General features: G+C 70.4%; 16 protein-coding genes and 1 pseudogene. 2 read left to right on the top strand and 15 right to left on the bottom strand.

Annotation, left to right across the window (positions count from 1 at the left end; all coding sequences use genetic code 11):
- Positions 1–313: 313 nt before the first annotated feature.
- The 4 genes from CON77_RS03700 to CON77_RS03690 all read right to left on the bottom strand — a co-directional run bounded on the left by CON77_RS03700 (position 314) and on the right by CON77_RS03690 (position 2,702).
- Positions 314–847 (bottom strand): nucleoside 2-deoxyribosyltransferase, encoded by a 534-nt coding sequence (locus CON77_RS03700; protein ID WP_198552257.1) that lies wholly within the window; start codon positions 845–847, stop codon positions 314–316.
- 288 nt (positions 848–1,135) lie between these two features.
- Complete coding sequence (locus tag CON77_RS15330) at positions 1,136–1,303, bottom strand: hypothetical protein (RefSeq protein WP_198552256.1); 168 nt, start codon at positions 1,301–1,303, stop codon at positions 1,136–1,138.
- Between the two features lie 20 nt (positions 1,304–1,323).
- Complete coding sequence (locus CON77_RS03695; RefSeq protein ID WP_198552255.1) at positions 1,324–1,872, bottom strand: thermonuclease family protein; 549 nt, start codon at positions 1,870–1,872, stop codon at positions 1,324–1,326.
- Positions 1,869–2,702 carry an IclR family transcriptional regulator domain-containing protein gene (locus CON77_RS03690; protein WP_101047793.1) on the bottom strand — a complete coding sequence of 278 codons (834 nt, stop codon included), beginning with the start codon at positions 2,700–2,702 and terminating at the stop codon, positions 1,869–1,871. The genes CON77_RS03695 and CON77_RS03690 overlap by 4 nt, the downstream gene beginning before the upstream one ends.
- Positions 2,703–2,852: 150 nt before the next feature.
- Between CON77_RS03690 and pobA the strand changes: the two genes are divergently transcribed.
- Positions 2,853–4,037 carry a 4-hydroxybenzoate 3-monooxygenase gene (gene pobA, locus CON77_RS03685; RefSeq protein WP_101047791.1) on the top strand — a complete coding sequence of 395 codons (1,185 nt, stop codon included), beginning with the start codon at positions 2,853–2,855 and terminating at the stop codon, positions 4,035–4,037.
- A 104-nt stretch (positions 4,038–4,141) separates the two neighbouring features.
- On the opposite strand, the gene CON77_RS03680 is transcribed toward pobA, so the two are convergent.
- The 7 genes and pseudogenes from CON77_RS03680 to CON77_RS03650 all read right to left on the bottom strand — a co-directional run bounded on the left by CON77_RS03680 (position 4,142) and on the right by CON77_RS03650 (position 12,193).
- A complete protein-coding gene (locus CON77_RS03680; protein WP_101047790.1) occupies positions 4,142–4,594 on the bottom strand; it encodes a DUF2721 domain-containing protein in 453 nt (150 codons plus the stop codon).
- Between the two features lie 42 nt (positions 4,595–4,636).
- A pseudogene (locus tag CON77_RS03675) lies at positions 4,637–5,706 on the bottom strand (AI-2E family transporter).
- 40 nt (positions 5,707–5,746) lie between these two features.
- Positions 5,747–8,182, bottom strand: a complete 2,436-nt coding sequence (locus CON77_RS03670; RefSeq protein WP_101047789.1) for a YgiQ family radical SAM protein — start codon at positions 8,180–8,182, stop codon at positions 5,747–5,749.
- Between the two features lie 106 nt (positions 8,183–8,288).
- Entirely contained in the window at positions 8,289–8,495 is a 207-nt protein-coding gene (locus CON77_RS03665) for a DUF2783 domain-containing protein (protein ID WP_101047788.1), read from the bottom strand.
- Between the two features lie 31 nt (positions 8,496–8,526).
- Complete coding sequence (locus CON77_RS03660; RefSeq protein WP_101047787.1) at positions 8,527–10,224, bottom strand: FAD-dependent monooxygenase; 1,698 nt, start codon at positions 10,222–10,224, stop codon at positions 8,527–8,529.
- A gap of 95 nt (positions 10,225–10,319) precedes the next feature.
- Entirely contained in the window at positions 10,320–11,171 is an 852-nt protein-coding gene (locus tag CON77_RS03655) for a helix-turn-helix transcriptional regulator (protein WP_101047786.1), read from the bottom strand.
- Between the two features lie 5 nt (positions 11,172–11,176).
- Entirely contained in the window at positions 11,177–12,193 is a 1,017-nt protein-coding gene (locus CON77_RS03650) for an alpha/beta hydrolase (RefSeq protein WP_101047785.1), read from the bottom strand.
- 142 nt (positions 12,194–12,335) lie between these two features.
- Between CON77_RS03650 and gbd the strand changes: the two genes are divergently transcribed.
- Positions 12,336–13,484: a 4-hydroxybutyrate dehydrogenase gene (gene gbd, locus CON77_RS03645; protein WP_101047784.1), complete on the top strand. Its 1,149-nt coding sequence runs from the start codon at positions 12,336–12,338 to the stop codon at positions 13,482–13,484.
- Positions 13,485–13,503: 19 nt separating this feature from the next.
- Here the strand turns inward: gbd and trhO are convergent, their stop codons facing one another.
- The 4 genes from trhO to CON77_RS03625 all read right to left on the bottom strand — a co-directional run bounded on the left by trhO (position 13,504) and on the right by CON77_RS03625 (position 17,321).
- Entirely contained in the window at positions 13,504–14,484 is a 981-nt protein-coding gene (gene trhO / locus CON77_RS03640) for an oxygen-dependent tRNA uridine(34) hydroxylase TrhO (protein WP_101047783.1), read from the bottom strand.
- A 90-nt stretch (positions 14,485–14,574) separates the two neighbouring features.
- The gene (locus tag CON77_RS03635; protein WP_101047782.1) at positions 14,575–15,645 is read right to left on the bottom strand and encodes a patatin-like phospholipase family protein; all 1,071 of its coding nucleotides are present in this window, start codon (positions 15,643–15,645) and stop codon (positions 14,575–14,577) included.
- 22 nt (positions 15,646–15,667) lie between these two features.
- Entirely contained in the window at positions 15,668–16,480 is an 813-nt protein-coding gene (locus tag CON77_RS03630) for an HDOD domain-containing protein (RefSeq protein WP_101047781.1), read from the bottom strand.
- 13 nt (positions 16,481–16,493) lie between these two features.
- Positions 16,494–17,321, bottom strand: coding sequence for an HDOD domain-containing protein (locus tag CON77_RS03625; RefSeq protein WP_101047780.1), 828 nt, complete (start codon positions 17,319–17,321; stop codon positions 16,494–16,496).
- Between the last annotated feature and the right edge of the window lie 98 nt (positions 17,322–17,419).

Below are 17,419 nucleotides of genomic sequence, written 5' to 3'. Positions count from 1 at the left end.
CGCGCAGGTGCTGGGCCAGGCCGGCACTGCGGGCGGCCCATTCGCGGTGGCAGGCCCAGGGGCGGTCGCCGTGGAACACGGCGGGCGCGTCGGGCGCCAGCAAGGCCTGGCGGCGCAGCAGGTCGGCAAGGCTCACATCGGTCTCCTGTCGTGGTGGGGCACGGCGTCCCACTATAGACGCTGCGGCCCCCGCGGCAGCGGCCGGGGAGTCACCTGCAAGACCCCGGGCCGCGACCCGCTGGCTGCTGCTTAAAATTTCGGCACACCGCCAATACTCCAGGCGCGACAAGCACTTGGCCGCTCCGCCCCCACCTTATCCACAAGCTTGACCACGCCCGCTGGGGGCGGCCCAGTGCCGCGCCAAGGCCGCCAGGGCCGCCTGCAAGCCCTGGTGCCCGGCCTCGGGGCCGTGGACCACCGCCGTCAGGCTGTGCGCCAACATCAGGTTGAGGGGCAGGCCAAAGTCCTCCACGGCACAAGCTTCGGCGTCCTGCGCCACCCCCGCGGGCAGGCCCATGCGCTCCAGCAGGGACTGCGGACCGGGCAGGTAGCCCACCACCGGCTTGCCCCGGGCCAGGGCGTAGGCCGCTTCCCACACCGTGCCGCTGTCGGGTTCGTGGCCGCGGAAATCGCGCAGGTTGGCCACGACGGCGTCGGCCCGGTCGATCATGGCCCGGTTCGCGGTGTAGATGGCATGGGACAACGCCCCGCCCTCGGCCAGCACCGCGGCGTCCAGCGGGTACAGGCCTTCGCAGCCGAAGGCACGGCACAGCGCCTGCATCGCCCGGCCGCGCGCGCGGGCGTCGGGGTAGAACACGTCGGGGCCCGCCAGGTACACCGTTTTCATCAGAACCGTTCCATCCGGGTGGCATTTATGCACACTCGCGTGGCCCGCCCCAGTGGAGCAGCGCGAACACCCACCGATCTGGGGCGGGCGGGCCAGGCAGCGCTAAGTGATTGATTCATATCGGTCGCCACGCCCTGCCCAAAACCTGGGCAAGCCAATGGAGGCCTTGTGGCACAAGCCCTTGGCGGGGGTTTTCAGGGGTTTTCAACAAAGTTACCCACAGATTTTCGGGGCAACTGAAAAAAGCTTTTCGCGACAAAGGGTTAGCCCTCAACGCTGGAAAAATCATCAAGTTTGCAGGCGCCATGCAACCCGGTACCAGCGGCGGCGGGTAGCCCCACGATCGGCATCGGCATCGGCATCGGCATCGGCATCGGCATCGGCATCGGCATCGGCATCGGCATCGGCATCGGTGCAGGCCATGGCGCTGGAGCGGATGTACGGCGCCCAAGCCACCTGCCGCCACTGTACCCCCGTCAGGGGCGGGCCGCGCGGGCCTGGCGGCGGAAGGCCCAGGGCGGCAGCGGGTCGTCGTCGGCCCACAGGCCCAGCCGGTGCTGCCGGGCCTCCTGTTCGGCCGCGGCGTAGGCCAGGCGGTCGGCCAGGGACTGGTCGCGCTGGTAGGCGGTGTAGTGCCAGGCCCAGCCGCCGCGCACCAGGGCCAGGCCCACGTCCTCACCGTCGCGCCAGACCTGCCCGACCAGGCGCCGGTAGCGGTCGCGCTTGCGGTAGGACACCCGCACCTCGCGCTGCCAGACCGCCGCCGCCAGTTGCTGGCGCGCGCGCTGGCTGTGCGCCTGCCGGCGTTCGGGCGCGTCGATGGCCACCAGCCGCACCGTGTGCAGCTGGCCGCCGTCCCAGACCTTGAGGGTGTCGCCGTCGTGGATGGACACCACCCGGCCGGTCACCCAGTCCAGGTCCGAGGCCCACGCGCCGGCCAGCCCGCACCACAGCAGCAGCCCGGCCAGACAGGCCCAGCGCACGCCGGGCCGCAGCCCGCTCCACACCCGGGCTCCGCCCTTCACACCAGCGGCCTCAGTTCGCGCGCCGCGTCTTGCAGCAGGGGCAGCAGTTCGCGCTGCACCACGCCCGACTGCAAACGCTTGTGCGACAGCACCGCGTTGAGCGCGGCCACGGTGTCCCCCGCCATGTTGCGCAGGGGCACGGCCACGGCGTGCACGCCCAGTTCGTGCTCTTCGCTGGCGATGCAGTGGTCGGCCTGGCGCACCGCCGCCACCGTCTGGCGCAAGACCTTGGCCTCGGTGACGGTGTGGGGCGTCAGGCGCGGCAACACCCGGCCTTTGAGCCAGGCGCTGAACGCCGGCCCCGGCATGGCTGCCAGCAGCACCCGCCCGGTGGAGGTGGCGTGCACCGGCAGGCGCGCGCCCAGGTGCAGACCGTGGGCCAGCAGGCGCACCCCGGCGGCGCGTGGCGCCGGCAGGCCGAGCGAGCTGCTCTCGTCCCAGTCGCCGTCGCCGTGCGTGGCCAGCAGCGAGACGCTGCGTGCCACGATCACCACCGCGTCGCCCTCCAGCACCGCCACCGAAAACGCGTCGCGCGACTGGGCCGCCAGCCGGTTCAGAACCGGCTGCACGGCGCGCGGCAAGCGGGCGCTGGCCAGGTAGCTGCCGGAAAAGCGCAACACCTTGGGCGACAGCCAGAAGTAGCCACCGTCGCTCTCCAGGTAACCCAGGTGGGCCAGGGTCAGCAGGTGGCGCCGCGCCGCCGCCCGGGTCAGACCGGTGCGCTGCGCCGCCAGCGTGGCGTTCAGGCGCTGGCGGTCGGTGTCAAAGCTTTCCAGCACCGCCATGCCCTTGGCCATGCCTTCGATGAAGTCGGATTTTTCGATCGCCATGGCGCTGGCCCCCGGATGCGTCGCCTCAAAAGATTGCGCGATCATCGCACAAATCGTTCGTTCATCGCACAAAACCCGCACACCCCCACTTCTGCCGGGCCGGGCCGGCGCCTACGATCGGCGCCACATTCCACCCACAGGAGATTTTCCATGCGCACCCAGGTTGCCATCGTCGGCGCCGGCCCTTCCGGCCTGCTGCTCGGTCAGTTGCTGCACAAGGCCGGCATCGACGCCGTCATCGTTGAACGCCAGAGCCCCGACTACGTGCTCGGCCGCATCCGCGCCGGCGTGCTGGAGCAGGTGACCATGGACGTGCTGGACGAAGCCGGCGTGGGCACCCGCATGCACGCCGAAGGCCTGCTGCACGGCGGCTTCGACCTGCTGTTCAAAGGCCAGCGCCACCGCATCGACATGGCCAAGCTGACCGGCGGCAAGCAGGTCATGGTCTACGGCCAGACCGAGGTGACGCGCGACCTGATGGACGCGCGACAGGCCGCCGGCCTGCCCACCGTGTACGAAGCCGCCCACGTGGCGGTGCACGACTACGGCACCGACCACCCGCGCGTGACCTACGAGAAAGACGGCCAGACGCACACCATCGAGTGCGACTTCATCGCCGGCTGCGACGGCTTCCACGGCGTCTGCCGCGCCAGCGTGCCCAAAGGCGCGATCAAGGAATTCGAGAAGGTCTACCCCTTCGGCTGGCTGGGCCTGCTGGCCGACACGCCGCCGGTGCACCACGAACTGATTTACGCGCACAGCACCCGCGGCTTTGCCCTGGCCTCGCAGCGCAGCCTGACGCGCAGCCGCTACTACCTGCAAGTGCCGCTGACCGACCAGGTGGAGCAGTGGTCCGACCAGGCCTTCTGGGACGAACTCAAGCGCCGCCTCGACCCGCAGGCCGCCGAACACCTGGTGACCGGGCCGTCGCTGGAAAAGAGCATCGCCCCGCTGCGCAGCTTTGTGACCGAGCCGCTGCGTTTTGGCCGCATGTTCCTGGCGGGTGATGCCGGCCACATCGTGCCGCCCACCGGCGCCAAGGGCCTGAACCTGGCCGCCACCGACGTGAAATACCTGGCCAACGCGCTCATCGAGTTCTACCTGGACAAGTCCGAAGCCGGCGTGGACGCCTATTCCGAGAAGTGCCTCAAGCGCATCTGGCGCGCCGAGCGCTTCTCGTGGTGGTTCACCAGCCTGATGCACCACTTCCCGGAAAACGGCGAAATCGGCCAGAAGTTCCAGGAAGCCGAGCTGGACTACCTGATCCACAGCGAGAACGGCGCACGCACCATCGCCGAAAACTACGTCGGCCTGCCGCTGGACTTCGGCCAGTAAGCCTCAAAAGCCGCCCGCCAGCCCACACCCAGTCCGGGGGCTGGCGTGGCGCGCAGTCGCCTCCAGGCCTCGGCCCTGCGGGGCGGCCGCAGCGACTCCGGCCGTCAGCGCCGAGGGGGCCGCCCGAAATTCAGGATCTGCGTCGCCAGCAGCGTTTCGGCCAGGAAGCAAGCCAGCGCCAGCATGAAGCACAGCACCCCGCCCATGAAACTCACGATGGCGGCGCGGTTGCCCTCGAAACCGGTGGTTTCGCCCAGGAACAGCAGCAGGATCGTCAGGCCGATGAGGAAGGCGCACAGCGTCAGGCAGGCGATGGAGCCGTTGGCAATCAGGCCGCGCTGGCGCAGCCGCCCCAATTCCTGCCGGGCGGTGTCGGCAAAATCCGGGTCGCTGGACTGCTTCAGACGGTCTTCGAGCACGCGGGCGCGGTCGATGATGCGGGACAGGCGCCCGGCCACGGCGGCGATCATGCCGGAGACCGCCGTCAGCAAAAACACGGGAGCCACGGCCAGCTGGATGCCGTGGGTGACCGAACTGGGATCGGTGAACAAAGCCATGCGCCGATTTTAGGGGCAGCGCTCGGCGGGCCGGCGTCAGCGTCAGGGCGGCGGGGGCGACTCGGTTGCCATGCCGCGCAGCCATTCGCGCCAGATCGACACCAGCAAGGCCATCAGCACCGGCCCGACGAACAGTCCGACGATGCCCATGGTCTTGACCCCCCGACCAGGCCGAAGAAGGTGGGCAGGAAGGGCAGCTTCACCGGCCCGCCCACCAGGCGCGGGCGCAGCGTCTTGTCGACGATGAACAGCTCCACCGTGCCCCAGACGAACAGCCCCGCGCCGGCCACGGCCTGGCCCGCGCCCACCAGGTAGAGCGAGACCAGGGTGAAGGCCAGCGGCGCGCCGCCCGGAATCAGCGCCATGAAACCGGTGACCACGCCCAGCAGCACCGGCGAGGGCACGCCTGCGATCCAGTAGGCCACGCCCAGCACCACGCCCTCGCCCATGGCGATCAGGCTCAGGCCGGTGACGGTGGCGCTGACGGTGGCCGGCACCACCCGCGAAAAGCGCTGCCAGCGCTCGGCCAGCAGGTGCTCGCCCACCTGGTCGATCTGCTGCACCAGCCGGGCACCGTCTTTGTAGACGAAGAACAGCGTGATCAGCATGAACAGCAGCAAGAGCAGCAGGCCGAACAGGTCGCCCGTGGCCGCCAGCACCGTGCGGTAAATATTGCCCAGGTGCTGCCCGCTGAGCAGTTGGATCCATTCGCCCAGGGCCTGCGGTTCGCCCAGGTGTTCGCGCCAATAGTGGGCCAGTTGTTCACCGACCACGGGCAGGTCGCGGATCCAGTCGGGCACCGGGGCGCCATGGCGGTTGGCGCGGACCAGCCAGTCGAACCAGACGCTGGCCTCGCGGACGGCGTAGTGCAGGGCCAGCGCCAGGGGCACCACCAGCACCCCCAGCACCACCGACAGGGCCAGGCTGGCGGCCCAGGTGGTGCGGCCGTGGCAACGGACCACCAGGCGGCGGTACAGCGGCCAGCTGGCAAAGCCGATGGTGAGCGCGGCCAGCACCGGCACCAGGAAGCCGTGAAAGAACACCACCCCGGCCAGCAAGATGAGCAGCAGCAGGCCGCGGACGACGAGGGGGGCTTGGAAAACAGGCGGCATGGGCGCGATTCTGACCGGCGACTGTGTCAATCCACCGGACTCAACGCCCCTGGGGTTTGCGCAATTTGGTCGGAGCCTTGCCAGGCGCCCCGGTCACACCGGCCCGCGGCGGCAGGCCGGTGTGCTGCGTCAGTAACTGGCCGCGCACCGGTGCCTTGGCGGTGCGCCCCCCTGCGCCAGCGGCCGGGGCGCCGCCCGGCTTGGCCGACGGCGTGGAATTGGTGCGGCGCGGGCTCTGGTAGCCACCATCCGTCAGCGGCTGGAAGGTGGGAATCAGGTGCTGCTTGCCGTTGCCGATCAGGTCGGCACGGCCCATGCGCTTCAAGGCCTCGCGCAGCAGCGGCCAGTTGTTCGGGTCGTGGTAGCGCAAAAACGCCTTGTGCAGGCGGCGGCGCTTGTCGCCTTTGACGATGTCCACCCGCTCGGCGCGCTCGTCGCGGTGGATGCCCTTGAGCGTGTTCAGCCCCGTGTGGTACATGGCCGTGGCGGTGGCCATGGGGCTGGGGTAGAAGGTCTGCACCTGGTCGGCGCGGAAACCGTTGCGCTTGAGCCAGAGGGCGAGGTTCATCATGTCCTCGTCGCTGGTGCCGGGGTGGGCGGCGATGAAGTACGGGATCAGGTACTGCTTCTTGCCCGCTTCCTCGCTGTACTTCTCGAACATCTGCTTGAAGCGGTCGTAGCTGCCGATGCCGGGCTTCATCATCTTGGACAGCGGACCGCTTTCGGTGTGCTCGGGCGCGATCTTCAGGTAGCCGCCGACGTGGTGCTGCACCAGTTCCTTGACGTACTCGGGGCTTTTCACCGCCAGGTCGTAGCGCAGGCCGGAGCCGATCAGGATCTTCTTGATGCCCTTGAGCGCCCGCGCGCGGCGGTAGATTTTGATGAGTGGGTCGTGGCTGGTGTTGAGGTTGGAGCAGATGCCCGGGTACACACACGAAGGCTTGCGGCAGGCGGCCTCGATTTCGGGCGTTTTGCAGCCGATGCGGTACATGTTGGCGGTGGGCCCGCCCAGGTCGGAGATGACGCCGGTGAAGCCCTCGACCTTGTCGCGGATGTCCTCCAGTTCGCGGATGATGGAGTCTTCCGAGCGGCTCTGGATGATGCGGCCCTCGTGCTCGGTGATGGAGCAGAAGGTGCAGCCGCCGAAGCAGCCACGCATGATGTTGACGCTGAAGCGGATCATCTCCCACGCCGGGATTTTGGTGGCGCCGTCGTGGCGGCCGTGTTCGTCGGCGTAGCTGGGGTGCGGGCTGCGGGCGTAGGGCAGGTCGAACACGTGGTCCATCTCGGCCGTGGTCAGCGGGATGGGCGGGGGGTTGACCCAGACGTCGCGCGCGGACGAGCCGCTGCCGTGGGCCTGCACCAGCGCGCGGGCGTTGCCGGGGTTGGTTTCCAGGTGCAACACCCGGTTGGCGTGGGCGTACAGCACCGGGTCGGCCTTGACCTGCTCGAAACTGGGCAGGCGGATAACGGTCTTGTCGCGCGGTGGCTTGCCTTGAAAGGGCAAGGCCGGGTTGCTGACAAAGCGCAGCGGCTGCACCGCGCCGGCCTGGGCCTTGTGGCCGACGGCGTGGCCCCCGGCGGCGTCCAGCGCGGCGTCGGCCGTGCGCTGGGCATTGGCCGCGTCGGCCTGGGCTTGCGCTTCGTCGTCGCGGGCGCAGCTCTGGCCCTGGGCCTTGGCCTGCTCCGACACCATCAGGTAGGGGTTGGTGTGGGCGTCCACCCGGCCTGGCTGGTCCACCTCGGTGGAGTCGATCTGGAACCAGCCCTCGGGCGTGCTGCGGCGCACGAAGGCGGTGCCGCGCACGTCGGTGATGGATTCGATGGGCTCGCGCTTGGCCAGCCGGTGCGCCACCTCCACCAGGGCGCGCTCGGCGTTGCCGTAGAGCAGCAGGTCGCACTTGCTGTCGAGCACCACGCTGCGGCGCACGGTTTCGGTCCAGTAGTCGTAGTGGGCGATGCGGCGCAGGCTGCCTTCGATGCCACCCAGCACGATGGGCACGTCTTTGTAGGCCTCGCGGCAGCGCTGGCTGTACACGGTGGCGGCGCGGTCCGGGCGCTTGCCGCCCACGTCGCCGGGGGTGTAAGCGTCGTCGGAGCGGATTTTGCGGTCCGCCGTGTAGCGGTTGATCATGGAGTCCATGTTGCCCGCGGTCACGCCCCAAAACAGGTTGGGCTTGCCCAGCGCCTTGAACGGCTCGGCGCTGTGCCAGTCGGGCTGGGCGATGATGCCGACCCGGAAGCCCTGTGCCTCCAGCACCCGGCCGATCACCGCCATGCCGAAGCTGGGGTGGTCCACGTAGGCGTCGCCGGTGACCAGGATCACGTCGCAGCTGTCCCAGCCGAGCCGGTCCATTTCGGCCCGGCTCATGGGCAGGAAAGGCGCGGGCCCGAAACGCTTGGCCCAGTACGGCTTGTAGCTGGTGATGGGCTTGGCGGCGCGCGCGAAGAAGGAGACGTCGAGGGGGGCGTTCATGGGCGGGGGATGGGCCGGCACCCCCGGGGCGTGGGCGTGCAACCCCTGATTTTAGGTTTTCGGCGCCCGGCGCGCTGTAGTTTCGGCCATGGCCCCACGGTGGGGCTCAAAGATCGAGCAAGGCGGCGTCGAGCTGTTGCTGAAAGCGCGCGGCACAGCCCAGCGCCTGGGCGTTGAGCAGCGCCAGCTTGACCAGGAACAGCTCGGTTTTCTCCGGACCTGCGCGGTCGATGGCGCTGGCCAGGGCGTCGTACACGGTTTCCAGGCCGGCGATGTCCAGCGTGGGGGCGGCGGTGTGGGGGGTGGCGTTCATGGGGGATTCCTGGTTGGGCCGTGAGGGGGTCTCAGGTGCTGGGCAGGGCTTGTTGCAGGGCCGCGTGCAGGCGTTCGGCGTCCAGCGTCAGCCAGCGGGCACAGACGTGCTGGTCGGGCCGCAGCAGGTAGGCGGCGCCACTGGCGGGCACGCCGTAGCGGGTGCGCACCCGGCCGTCGGCGTCGGGCAGGGTCTGGTCGGCGCCCGGCACGGGGTGGTAGACAGCGCCGATGGCGGTGACGCGCAGCGCCACGCCTTGGACGCGCGCGCGGTCCACCACCGCCTGCAGCGGCTCGGGCACGGCGGCGCCATCGGTGAAGTACAGCAGCTCGAAACCGCCGCCCAGGTGGTCAAGCAGAAAATCATCGGGCGCCAGGCACACGTTCTGCGGCGGCGCCCCGTGGGCCGGGCCGGCAGCGAACAGCGCGTTGTCGTCGTCCGGGCTGTTCAGCGCCGACCGGCGGTATTCGTGCGGCCGCGAGGTGCGCCAGTGGTAGAGCGGGCGCACAAACGCCTGCGTGAGCGACAGCGACAGCACCGCGTCGCGCAGCAGCCGAAAGCCCCGGCTCGGCGGCGTCATGAAGCGGGTGCTCTTGCCGGCCTCATCGACGATTTCGCGCGCCGCGCCCACGCGCTCGGCGCTGTGGTTGGCCAGCAGCGCCGGGCCGGCCAGGCCTTTGAGGGTGTAGGCCAGGTGCCAGCCGAGCGACTGCGCGTCCTGGAAGGCGGTGTTGGCGCCGCGCACCCCGAAGATGGGCAGCAGGTGGGCCGCGTCGCCGGTGAACACCACCCGGCCATGCACGAAATCGGGCAGCGTCAGGGCGCGTGCCGAATACACCGAACTCCAGTCCATCTCCCAGGGCGTGCCACCGAAACCGATCATGTCCAACTGCGCGTCGATGCGGGCCCGCAGCGACTCGGGCCGCAGCGCCTGTTCCGGCGTTTCGCCCTCGGGCAACTGGTAGTCCACGCGCCAGATGCCGTGCGGCTCGCGGTGCATCAGGATGGTGTTGCCCCGGTTCCAGTCGGGGTCGAAAAAGGCCAGGCGCTCGGTCGGCAGCGGCAGGTCGATGCGGATGTCGGCGATGACGAACAGCCCTTCGTAGGAGGCCCCTTCCATCTGCAAACCGAGCTGGCTGCGGATGCCGGAACGCCCGCCGTCGGCGGCGACCAGCCAGTCGGCCTCCAGGGTGTAGGGGCCTTCGGGCGTGTCCACGGTGGCGCTGGCGTGGTCGGCGGCGTTGTGCACCTGGGTGACGAGGTTGCCCCAGCGGAAGTCGATCAGCGGCTGCGCGGCGCAGGCCTCGTACAGGTACTGCTCCAGGTACTGCTGCTGCAGGTTGAGCATGGGTCCATAGCGGTCGTCCGGGTCGTGCGGTGCTTCCATGCGGAACACGCGCTGGCCGCGGTAGAAGGAATTGCCAAAGCGCCACGGCAGGCCGTGGGCCACCATGCGACCGGCCACGCCCACCTGCTGCAGGATTTCCAGGCTGCGCCGGGTGAAGACGATGGCGCGGCTGCCTTGCGAGAACTGGCGCTCGGCGCACAGCACCACGCTGCGCACGCCGTGGCGCGCCAGTTCCAGCGCGGTGACCATGCCCGCCGGCCCAGCCCCGACGATGGCGACCGGGTGCCGCCCCTGAGGCCCGTGCGCCGACGGCAGCCAGGGCGCAAACACCCGGTAAGGGTAGTAGAGAGATGGGCGCGGTTCGCTGCTGGGCTGGTGCATGGGGGCGGTCTCCGGATGTTCTGCCTGCCAGTGTAGGCAGGCAGAACGAAGACCATGTCACTGAAAAGGGACAAAATAAGCTGGCTGGCCGTGGCTCAAGCCCGGTCGGGCTGCACCAACAGGCCCAGCAACTCGCGCTGGCTGCCGATGCCCAGCTTGCGGTGGACGCGCTTGACGTAGGTTTGCGCGCTCGACAGCTCCAGCCCCAGCCGCTGTGCCAGGGCCGCGTTGTCCAGCCCGTCGAGCAGGGCGCGCAGCACGTCCAGGTCGCGCTTGCTCAGCGCCGGGTGGCGGCGGTGCAGGCGCGCCAGCAGCCATTCGGCCAAGTCGGCGTCGAACAGCTGGCCGGCGTAGTGCAGGCGCACCGCGTGCACCACCAGTGGTGCCAGGGCCTCCAAGCGTTGCAGGTCGTCTGCGCCCAGGGGCCCGTGTTCGGTGCCGCGGTAGAAGTTGACCGACAGCCAGCGCCAGCCGTCGTACAGCGCCAGCATGGCCAGGCGCTCGGCCACCTGCGGCAGTTCGTAGCAGACGTGGCGGTAGTCGGGGTGGGCGATGTCCTGCGGGCGCTGCCGGTGCAGCACGGTGTGCGGTTGCGCCGCGCTGGCCCGGCGCGCGGCGTCGAACTCGGCACGCATGGCCTCGCGGCTGCCGTCCAGCAGGTGGTAGCGCGTCACGTAGTCCTGGGTGATGCGACGCAGCGCGGCGGTGCGCGAGCGGTCGCCCACGGCCACGGTGCGCGGGGGCGAGTCGCCCTCGAACGAGAAGATGGTGCACTGCGCCATGGGTACCTGCGCGCCGACGATGCGCAGCAGGTCTTCGGCCACCGCGTGCCGGCCAGACAGGCCCAACTTCTGCAACAGGGCGCTGACCTGGGCCAGCGGCAGCTCGACCGCCGGGCCGGCCGCCGTGGCCGGCGGCAGTACCCACCAGGGGCGTGCGTCGGTCACGGCCGTCAGCCCGGGGCGGCCGGGCCCTCGAAGGCCAGGCGCAGGGCGCGCGCCGCGTCCTGGTGGGCGCGCAAGGCCTCGGGGATGGCGCGGCCCATCTTGATGAACTCGTGCGTCACGCCGCGGTAGATCTCCAGGTCCACCGGCACACCGGCCAGGCGGAAGCGGTCGGCCATCATCACGCCCTCGTCCACCAGCGGGTCGCATTCGGCCAGGCCCATCCACACCGGGGCGGCGCCGTCCAGGTCGGGTGCGTTCAGGGGCGAAAAGCGCCAGTCCTCGCGGTCGGCCGGGGTGTTTAGGTACTGGCCAAAAAACCAGGCGATGCTGTCGGCCTCCAGCACAAAGCCGTGGGCAAAGGTGCGGTGCGAGGGCGTGTCGGCGTGGGCCGCGCAGCCAGGGTAGAACAGCAGCTGCAGCCGAAGCGGCAGGCCGGCGTCGCGCGCCTGCAGGGCGGTGACGATGCCCAGGGTACCGCCGGCGCTGTCGCCGCCCACCGCGAGGCGCGCCGGGTCCAGCCCCAGGGCGGGGGCCTGGGCGTGCAGCCATTGCAGCGCGTCCCAGGCGTCGTGCACGGCGGTGGGGAAGGTGTGTTCGGGTGCCAACCGATAGTCCACCGAGAGCACCGCGCAATGCGCCAGGTGGGCCAGGTGGCGGCACAGACTGGCGTGGGTGGCCACGCTGCCGATGGTGAAGCCACCGCCGTGCAGGTAGAGCAGCACCGGCCAGGGCCTGGGCGCGGGCGTGTGCCCGGCTGCGTGGGCGTCGTCCGGCCCGTGCGGGTGCGGTACCACCAGTTCGGCGTGCAGCGTGGCGCCGTCGCGGGTGGGGATCTGCAGCGCCTCGACCCGCGCCATCTTGTGCGGCGGGATGTCGAGCACGCCGGAGCCCACTTCGTAAAACGCCCGCGCCTGCTGCGGCGTCAGGGCATGCAACGGCGGGCGGCCGGCGCGGGCCATGCGGTCGAGCACGCCGCGCATGGCGGGGGTCAGCTGGGAATGGGGGTGGGCGTGGGCACTCATGCTCCGGATTGTCGCTGCAAGCACGCCCGGCGGGGACGGGCGGCACGGCAGGCCCCAGACCGCTGTCGCACACACAACTTTCGGCAGAAGCGTGCCGGCGTATAGTGCCCCCACAACAAAACCACGCCACACCGGAGACAACGTGTCACAGATCCTGTACCTGACCAACATCCAGATCGACTTTGGCGCGCTGCAGCTGCTGGCCAGCGAATGCGAGCGCACCGGCATGCGCAAGCCGCTGATCGTGACCGACCCGGGCGTCAAGGCCGCTGGCCTGCTGGAGCGGGCCGTGGCGGCACTGGGCACGGGCGCAGGCGCCCTGCCCCACGCGGTGTTCGACCAGACCCCCTCCAACCCCACCGAAGCCGCCGTGCGCGCGGCCCAGGCCATTTACGAGCAGCAGGGTTGTGACGGCCTGGTGGCCTTGGGCGGCGGCAGCGCCATCGACTGCGCCAAGGGCGTGGCGATTGCGGTGGCCCACCCCGGCCCGCTGAAAACCTACGCCACCATCGAAGGCGGCTCGCCCAAAATCACCGACCGGGTGCCGCCGCTGATCGCCATCCCCACCACCGCCGGCACCGGCAGCGAGGTGGCGCGCGGCGCCATCGTCATCGTGGACGACGGGCGCAAGCTGGGCTTCCACAGCTGGCACCTGATGCCCAAGACCGCCCTGCTCGACCCCGAGCTGACGCTGGGCCTGCCGCCACTGCTGACCGCCGCCACCGGCATGGACGCCATCGCCCACTGCATGGAAACCTTCATGGCCGCGCCCTTCAACCCGCCGGCCGACGGCATCGCGCTGGACGGGCTGGAGCGCGGCTGGGCCCACATCGAACGCGCCACCACGAACGGCCAGGACCGCGACGCCCGCCTGCACATGATGAGCGCCAGCATGCAGGGCGCCATGGCCTTCCAGAAAGGGCTGGGCTGCGTGCACTCGCTCAGCCACAGCCTGGGCGGCGTCAACCCGCGGCTGCACCACGGCACCCTGAACGCGCTGTTCCTGCCGGCGGTGATCGCCTTCAACGCCGGCGCCGCCTCGGTGCAGCAAGACCGGCGCCTGGAACGCATGGCCCGCGCCATGGGACTGGCCGGCGCCGCCGACCTGGGCCCGGCCATCCGCGACATGAACGCGCGCCTGGGCCTGCCCAGCGGCCTGGCCGCCCTGGGGGTGACCGAGGCCGACTTCGACCGCGTGATCACCGGTGCCCTGGCCGACCACTGCCACAAGACCAACCCACGCCTGGCCAGCGCGGACGACTACCGCGCCATGCTGACCGCTTCGCTCTGAGGCGCCCGCGCCCGGTCGCTCAGAAACCGGGGGCGCCGTCCATGCGCGCGCCCACGTGCACCTCGCCGCGGGCCTCGGCCAGTTCCACCTGGCGTTGGCGTTCGGCCAGACGGGCTTTTTCTTCCGGGGTGCGCTGGTCGTGGCAGTGGGCGCAGCTCACGCCTTTCACATAGTGCGGCGAGGCCTTGTCCGCCGCCGACAGCGGCCAGCGGCAGGACCGGCACAGCTCGTGCGGCCCCGGCACCAGGCCGTGGCCCACGCTCACCCGCTCGTCGAACACGAAGCATTCGCCTTCCCACAGGCTCTGCTCGGGCGGCACCTCCTCCAGGTACTTGAGGATGCCGCCCTCCAGGTGGTAGACCTCGTCGTAGCCCTTCATTTTCATGAGGGCGGTGGACTTTTCGCAGCGGATGCCGCCGGTGCAGAACATGGCGACGCGCGGCTTTTTCACCGAGCCGTCGGGCCCTGGCTGCGCTTGCAGTTCGGGCTGCGCGTCCACCCAGGCCGGCAATTCGGTGAAGGTCTTGATGTTCGGGTTGCGCGCGCCCTGGAAGGTGCCGATCGCCACCTCGTAGTCGTTGCGGGTGTCCACCAGCACCACGTCGGGCTGGCGGATCAGGGCGTTCCAGTCCTGCGGTGCCACGTACTGGCCCACGGTCTTGTTCGGGTCCAGTTCGGGCACCCGCAGGGTGACGATTTCGCGCTTGAGCCGCACCTTCAGGCGGTGGAAAGGCGGCGTGGTGGCCCACGAGGCCTTGTGCTGCAGCTTGGCCAGTCGCGGATCGGCGCGCAGCCAGTCCAGCACCGCCATCACCCCCGCCTGTGGCCCGGCGATGGTGCCGTTGATGCCCTCGCGGGCCAGCAGCAGCGTGCCCTTGACCTGGCCGGCCTCGCACAGCGCCTGCAGCGGCGCGCGCAGGTCGGCGTGGTCCGGCAGATCGACGAACTGGTACAGCGCCGCGACATAGAACGGCGCGCTTTCGGAAGACGGGACTTGCATCCCCGGATTATCCCCGCTGGTGCCCGAACGCCCAGGGGCAGCGGCGCGGCCCAGGCCCGCCAGCGCACCACACCCCCGCACCAGCGGGGGCTACAGGGGCAGCACCCGCGCCGGGTCGGGGCGCTCCAGCCAGGCGGCCCATTCGTCGGCCAACTGCTGGCTGGCCGACACGGCGCTGCGCCACACGGCCATGCGCCCGGCCAGGTCGTTGCCGTAGCGGGTGAAGTCGGTGCGGTCGGGCAGCTTGCCATGGGGCAGGCGCGCCACCCAGGCCGGGTTGGGCGCGAGCACCACGGTGTGGTCCAGGAAAGGGCTGGCAACGTGGCGCCATTTCAGCGCCTTGTCCAGCCAGCCCGGCACCACCTGGCGCTGGAAATGCGGGTACAGCACCAGGCCCAAGGCCGGGCGGTAGGCCAGGTGCAGGTGGTAGTCGGTGATGCCGCCGTCCCAGTAGGCGCCGGGCGGCGCGCCGGGAATGTGCGACACCGCCTGCAGCACGAAGGGGATGGAGCAACTGGCTTGCAGCGCGGCCATGAAGTTGGTCTCGGTCAGCGGCACCTGTCGGCTGCGGTAGTCGTGGGTGGCAAAGGGCAGTTCGGCCCCGGCGCTGGAGAACACCACCCGCTCCAGCCAAGCCCCCATGGCCCGGCGCCGCAGCGCGTTGGTGGCAAAGGCGCCGGCGTAGCCCAGCGGCGTGCGCCAGGGCCCTTCGCGGCCCAGCACGTGCCGCCCGCGCGAGGCAAGCAGGTGCAGGCGCCAGCGCGGGTGGCCCAGCACCTCGGCCACGCGGCCGCCGTAAAAATCGGCCAGACTGCGGCCGAAGGTGTCGCTCACCTGCTGCGCGCTGGGGCGCTTCTGGCCCGGCGGCAGCTCGTAGTGCTGGGCGATGTAGTCGCGCTCCAGCCGCTGGAACGCCCGCACCGGGTCGTTCAGGCAGGCCGTGGCCATGCGCCAGGCACCGATGGAGGCGCCCACCAGGTGCAGCTCGCGCGTGGCACGGGGCAGCCATTCGCCGAACAGGAAGCGGTCCAGCGGCCCCAGAATCAGCCCCTTGGGGCCACCGGCGGCGCCGGGCACCACGCCCACATCGGCGGCTTGCAGGCCGTGTGCACGCAGGTGGCGCAGGGCGGCCGGTCCGGCGTGGATGTGCAAGGCGTTCACGGGCAGGGCTGGGAGGTGTGGTTCACAGCACAGAGAGCTGGTCCAGCCCGGCCACGTCGGGCGCGACCAGCCAGTCCGGGTCCAGGCCCAGGATTTCGCCCACGGCGTCGGGGTAGGTGTGGATCAGGTCGTCGGGCCGGTTGCCGTTGACCAGCACGCGCGCGCGCCAGGCGGCCATGTGCACCACGGCGGCCAGGGGCTCCAGCCTGTCGTGTGCCAGCGGCTGTCCGTGCTGTTCGATGGCGGTGACCAGCAGCGGCGGCAGGTGCCAGTGGCGCGCCAGGGCGGCGCCGGCTTCGGCGTAGGAATAGCCCAGCGCCCGGTACTCGGCACCGGCGCGGTGCAGGGCCAGCAGGGGCGTGTCGCGGTCGATGGGCTGCATGGCTTCGACCATGCCCATGTGCATCACCAGCTCGCCCACGCCGTGCAGCAGGCCGGCGGTGAAGGCGACGTTTTCGTCCAGCCGGCGCGGGGCGCAGATGAGCCGGGCCACGGTGGCGGCGGCGAAGCTGTAGTGCCAGAAATCGTCCAGGTCCACCCCGACCACGGCGCGGAAGCTGTCCTGCATGGACGCGCCGATGACCAGGGCCCGCACCTTGTTCAAACCGAGCACGGCCACCGCGTCGCGCACGCTTTGCACCGGGCGCGCCAGGCGGAAGAAGGAGGAATTGGCCTGGCGCAGCAGGCGCGCGGCCAGGGCCGGGTCGCGCTCCACGTCGCGGTTGACGGCCTGCAGGTCCACGTCGTCCTGGTGGAAGGTGGCGATCAGCTTGGCCGCCACCTCGGGCACAACCGGCAGGGCCTGGGGCTGCCGCAACAGTTCGGTCAAGCGCATGGGCCGCCGCACCTCAGGCCAGGAAGGCCGACAACTCGCCGGCCGAGGTCCACTCGCTCGGGTCCTTGTCCAGCACCATGTCCAGGTCCAGGCCCAGCAGAATGGCCACCACGTCGGGGAAAGTGGCCTTCAGGCCTTCGCGGTCGAGGTTGATTTCCTGCGCACGGGCGCGCCACGCCGCCATGTGCACCACACCGGCCAGCGGCTCGTAGGTGTCCCCCTCGAAGGGCAGCAGCTGGTGTTTGAGCGCGGCCACGATGGCCTCGGGGAAGTCCCACTTGGCGGCGAAGGCCGCGCCCACGTCGGCGTAGGTGTAGCCCAGGGCGGCTTTTTCGGCCTCGGCGCGCTTCATGTCAAAGGGCGACACCGTCCAGTCGATGCGGGCGATCAACTCGGGCATGCCGATGTGCATGACCAGGTCACCCACGGCGTGGGTCAGGCCGGCGGTGAAGGCTGCGCCGTCGGACATTTTCAGGCTGCGCGCCAGGGTGCGGCAGATCTTGGCCGTGTTCAGGCTGTAGCGCCAGAACTGCTCCAGGTTGACGCCGGGCACGGTCTTGAAGCTGCTGCTCAGCGCCACTGCCTGCACCAGCGTGCGGACGTGGTTGAAGCCGAGGATGCTGATGGCGTCCTGCACGCTGTCGATCTTGCGCGTGAGCCCGAAAAAGGCCGAGTTGGCCAGCTTGAGCATGCGCGCGGTCAGGCCCGGGTCGATGGCCACGGACTCGCTGATCTTGCGCGGGTCGGGGTCTTCGCGGTTGAGCTCGGTCATGACCTCGGACACCACCCGCGGGATGCTGGGCAGTGCCTTGGCTTTGGTCAGGAGTTCTTCGAGTTCCATGGGGGGCTGGGGCCAGAAGGGGTGGCGCGGTGGGTTCGGCGCCAGTATAGACCGGCCAGCCGCGCCCGCACGCACCTGGGCGACGGGGCGGCTGGGGC

It is taken from the genome of Macromonas nakdongensis (assembly GCF_002837145.1).
GTDB lineage: Bacteria > Pseudomonadota > Gammaproteobacteria > Burkholderiales > Burkholderiaceae_C > Macromonas_B > Macromonas_B nakdongensis.
Note: the sequence above shows the minus strand (reverse complement) of the source record. Positions and strands in the feature narration are given on the sequence as shown.

Excerpts from the sequence above, each read along its gene's own strand:
- CON77_RS03700 (WP_198552257.1), bottom strand. The coding sequence starts at position 847 with ATGAAAACGGTGTACCTGGCGGGCCCCGACGTGTTCTACCCCGACGCC.
- CON77_RS03690 (WP_101047793.1), bottom strand. The coding sequence starts at position 2,702 with ATGGCGATCGAAAAATCCGACTTCATCGAAGGCATGGCCAAGGGCATG.
- pobA (WP_101047791.1), top strand. The coding sequence starts at position 2,853 with ATGCGCACCCAGGTTGCCATCGTCGGCGCCGGCCCTTCCGGCCTGCTG.
- CON77_RS03680 (WP_101047790.1), bottom strand. The coding sequence starts at position 4,594 with ATGGCTTTGTTCACCGATCCCAGTTCGGTCACCCACGGCATCCAGCTG.
- CON77_RS03670 (WP_101047789.1), bottom strand. The coding sequence starts at position 8,182 with ATGAACGCCCCCCTCGACGTCTCCTTCTTCGCGCGCGCCGCCAAGCCC.
- CON77_RS03665 (WP_101047788.1), bottom strand. The coding sequence starts at position 8,495 with ATGAACGCCACCCCCCACACCGCCGCCCCCACGCTGGACATCGCCGGC.
- CON77_RS03660 (WP_101047787.1), bottom strand. The coding sequence starts at position 10,224 with ATGCACCAGCCCAGCAGCGAACCGCGCCCATCTCTCTACTACCCTTAC.
- CON77_RS03650 (WP_101047785.1), bottom strand. The coding sequence starts at position 12,193 with ATGAGTGCCCACGCCCACCCCCATTCCCAGCTGACCCCCGCCATGCGC.
- trhO (WP_101047783.1), bottom strand. The coding sequence starts at position 14,484 with ATGCAAGTCCCGTCTTCCGAAAGCGCGCCGTTCTATGTCGCGGCGCTG.
- CON77_RS03630 (WP_101047781.1), bottom strand. The coding sequence starts at position 16,480 with ATGCGCTTGACCGAACTGTTGCGGCAGCCCCAGGCCCTGCCGGTTGTG.
- CON77_RS03625 (WP_101047780.1), bottom strand. The coding sequence starts at position 17,321 with ATGGAACTCGAAGAACTCCTGACCAAAGCCAAGGCACTGCCCAGCATC.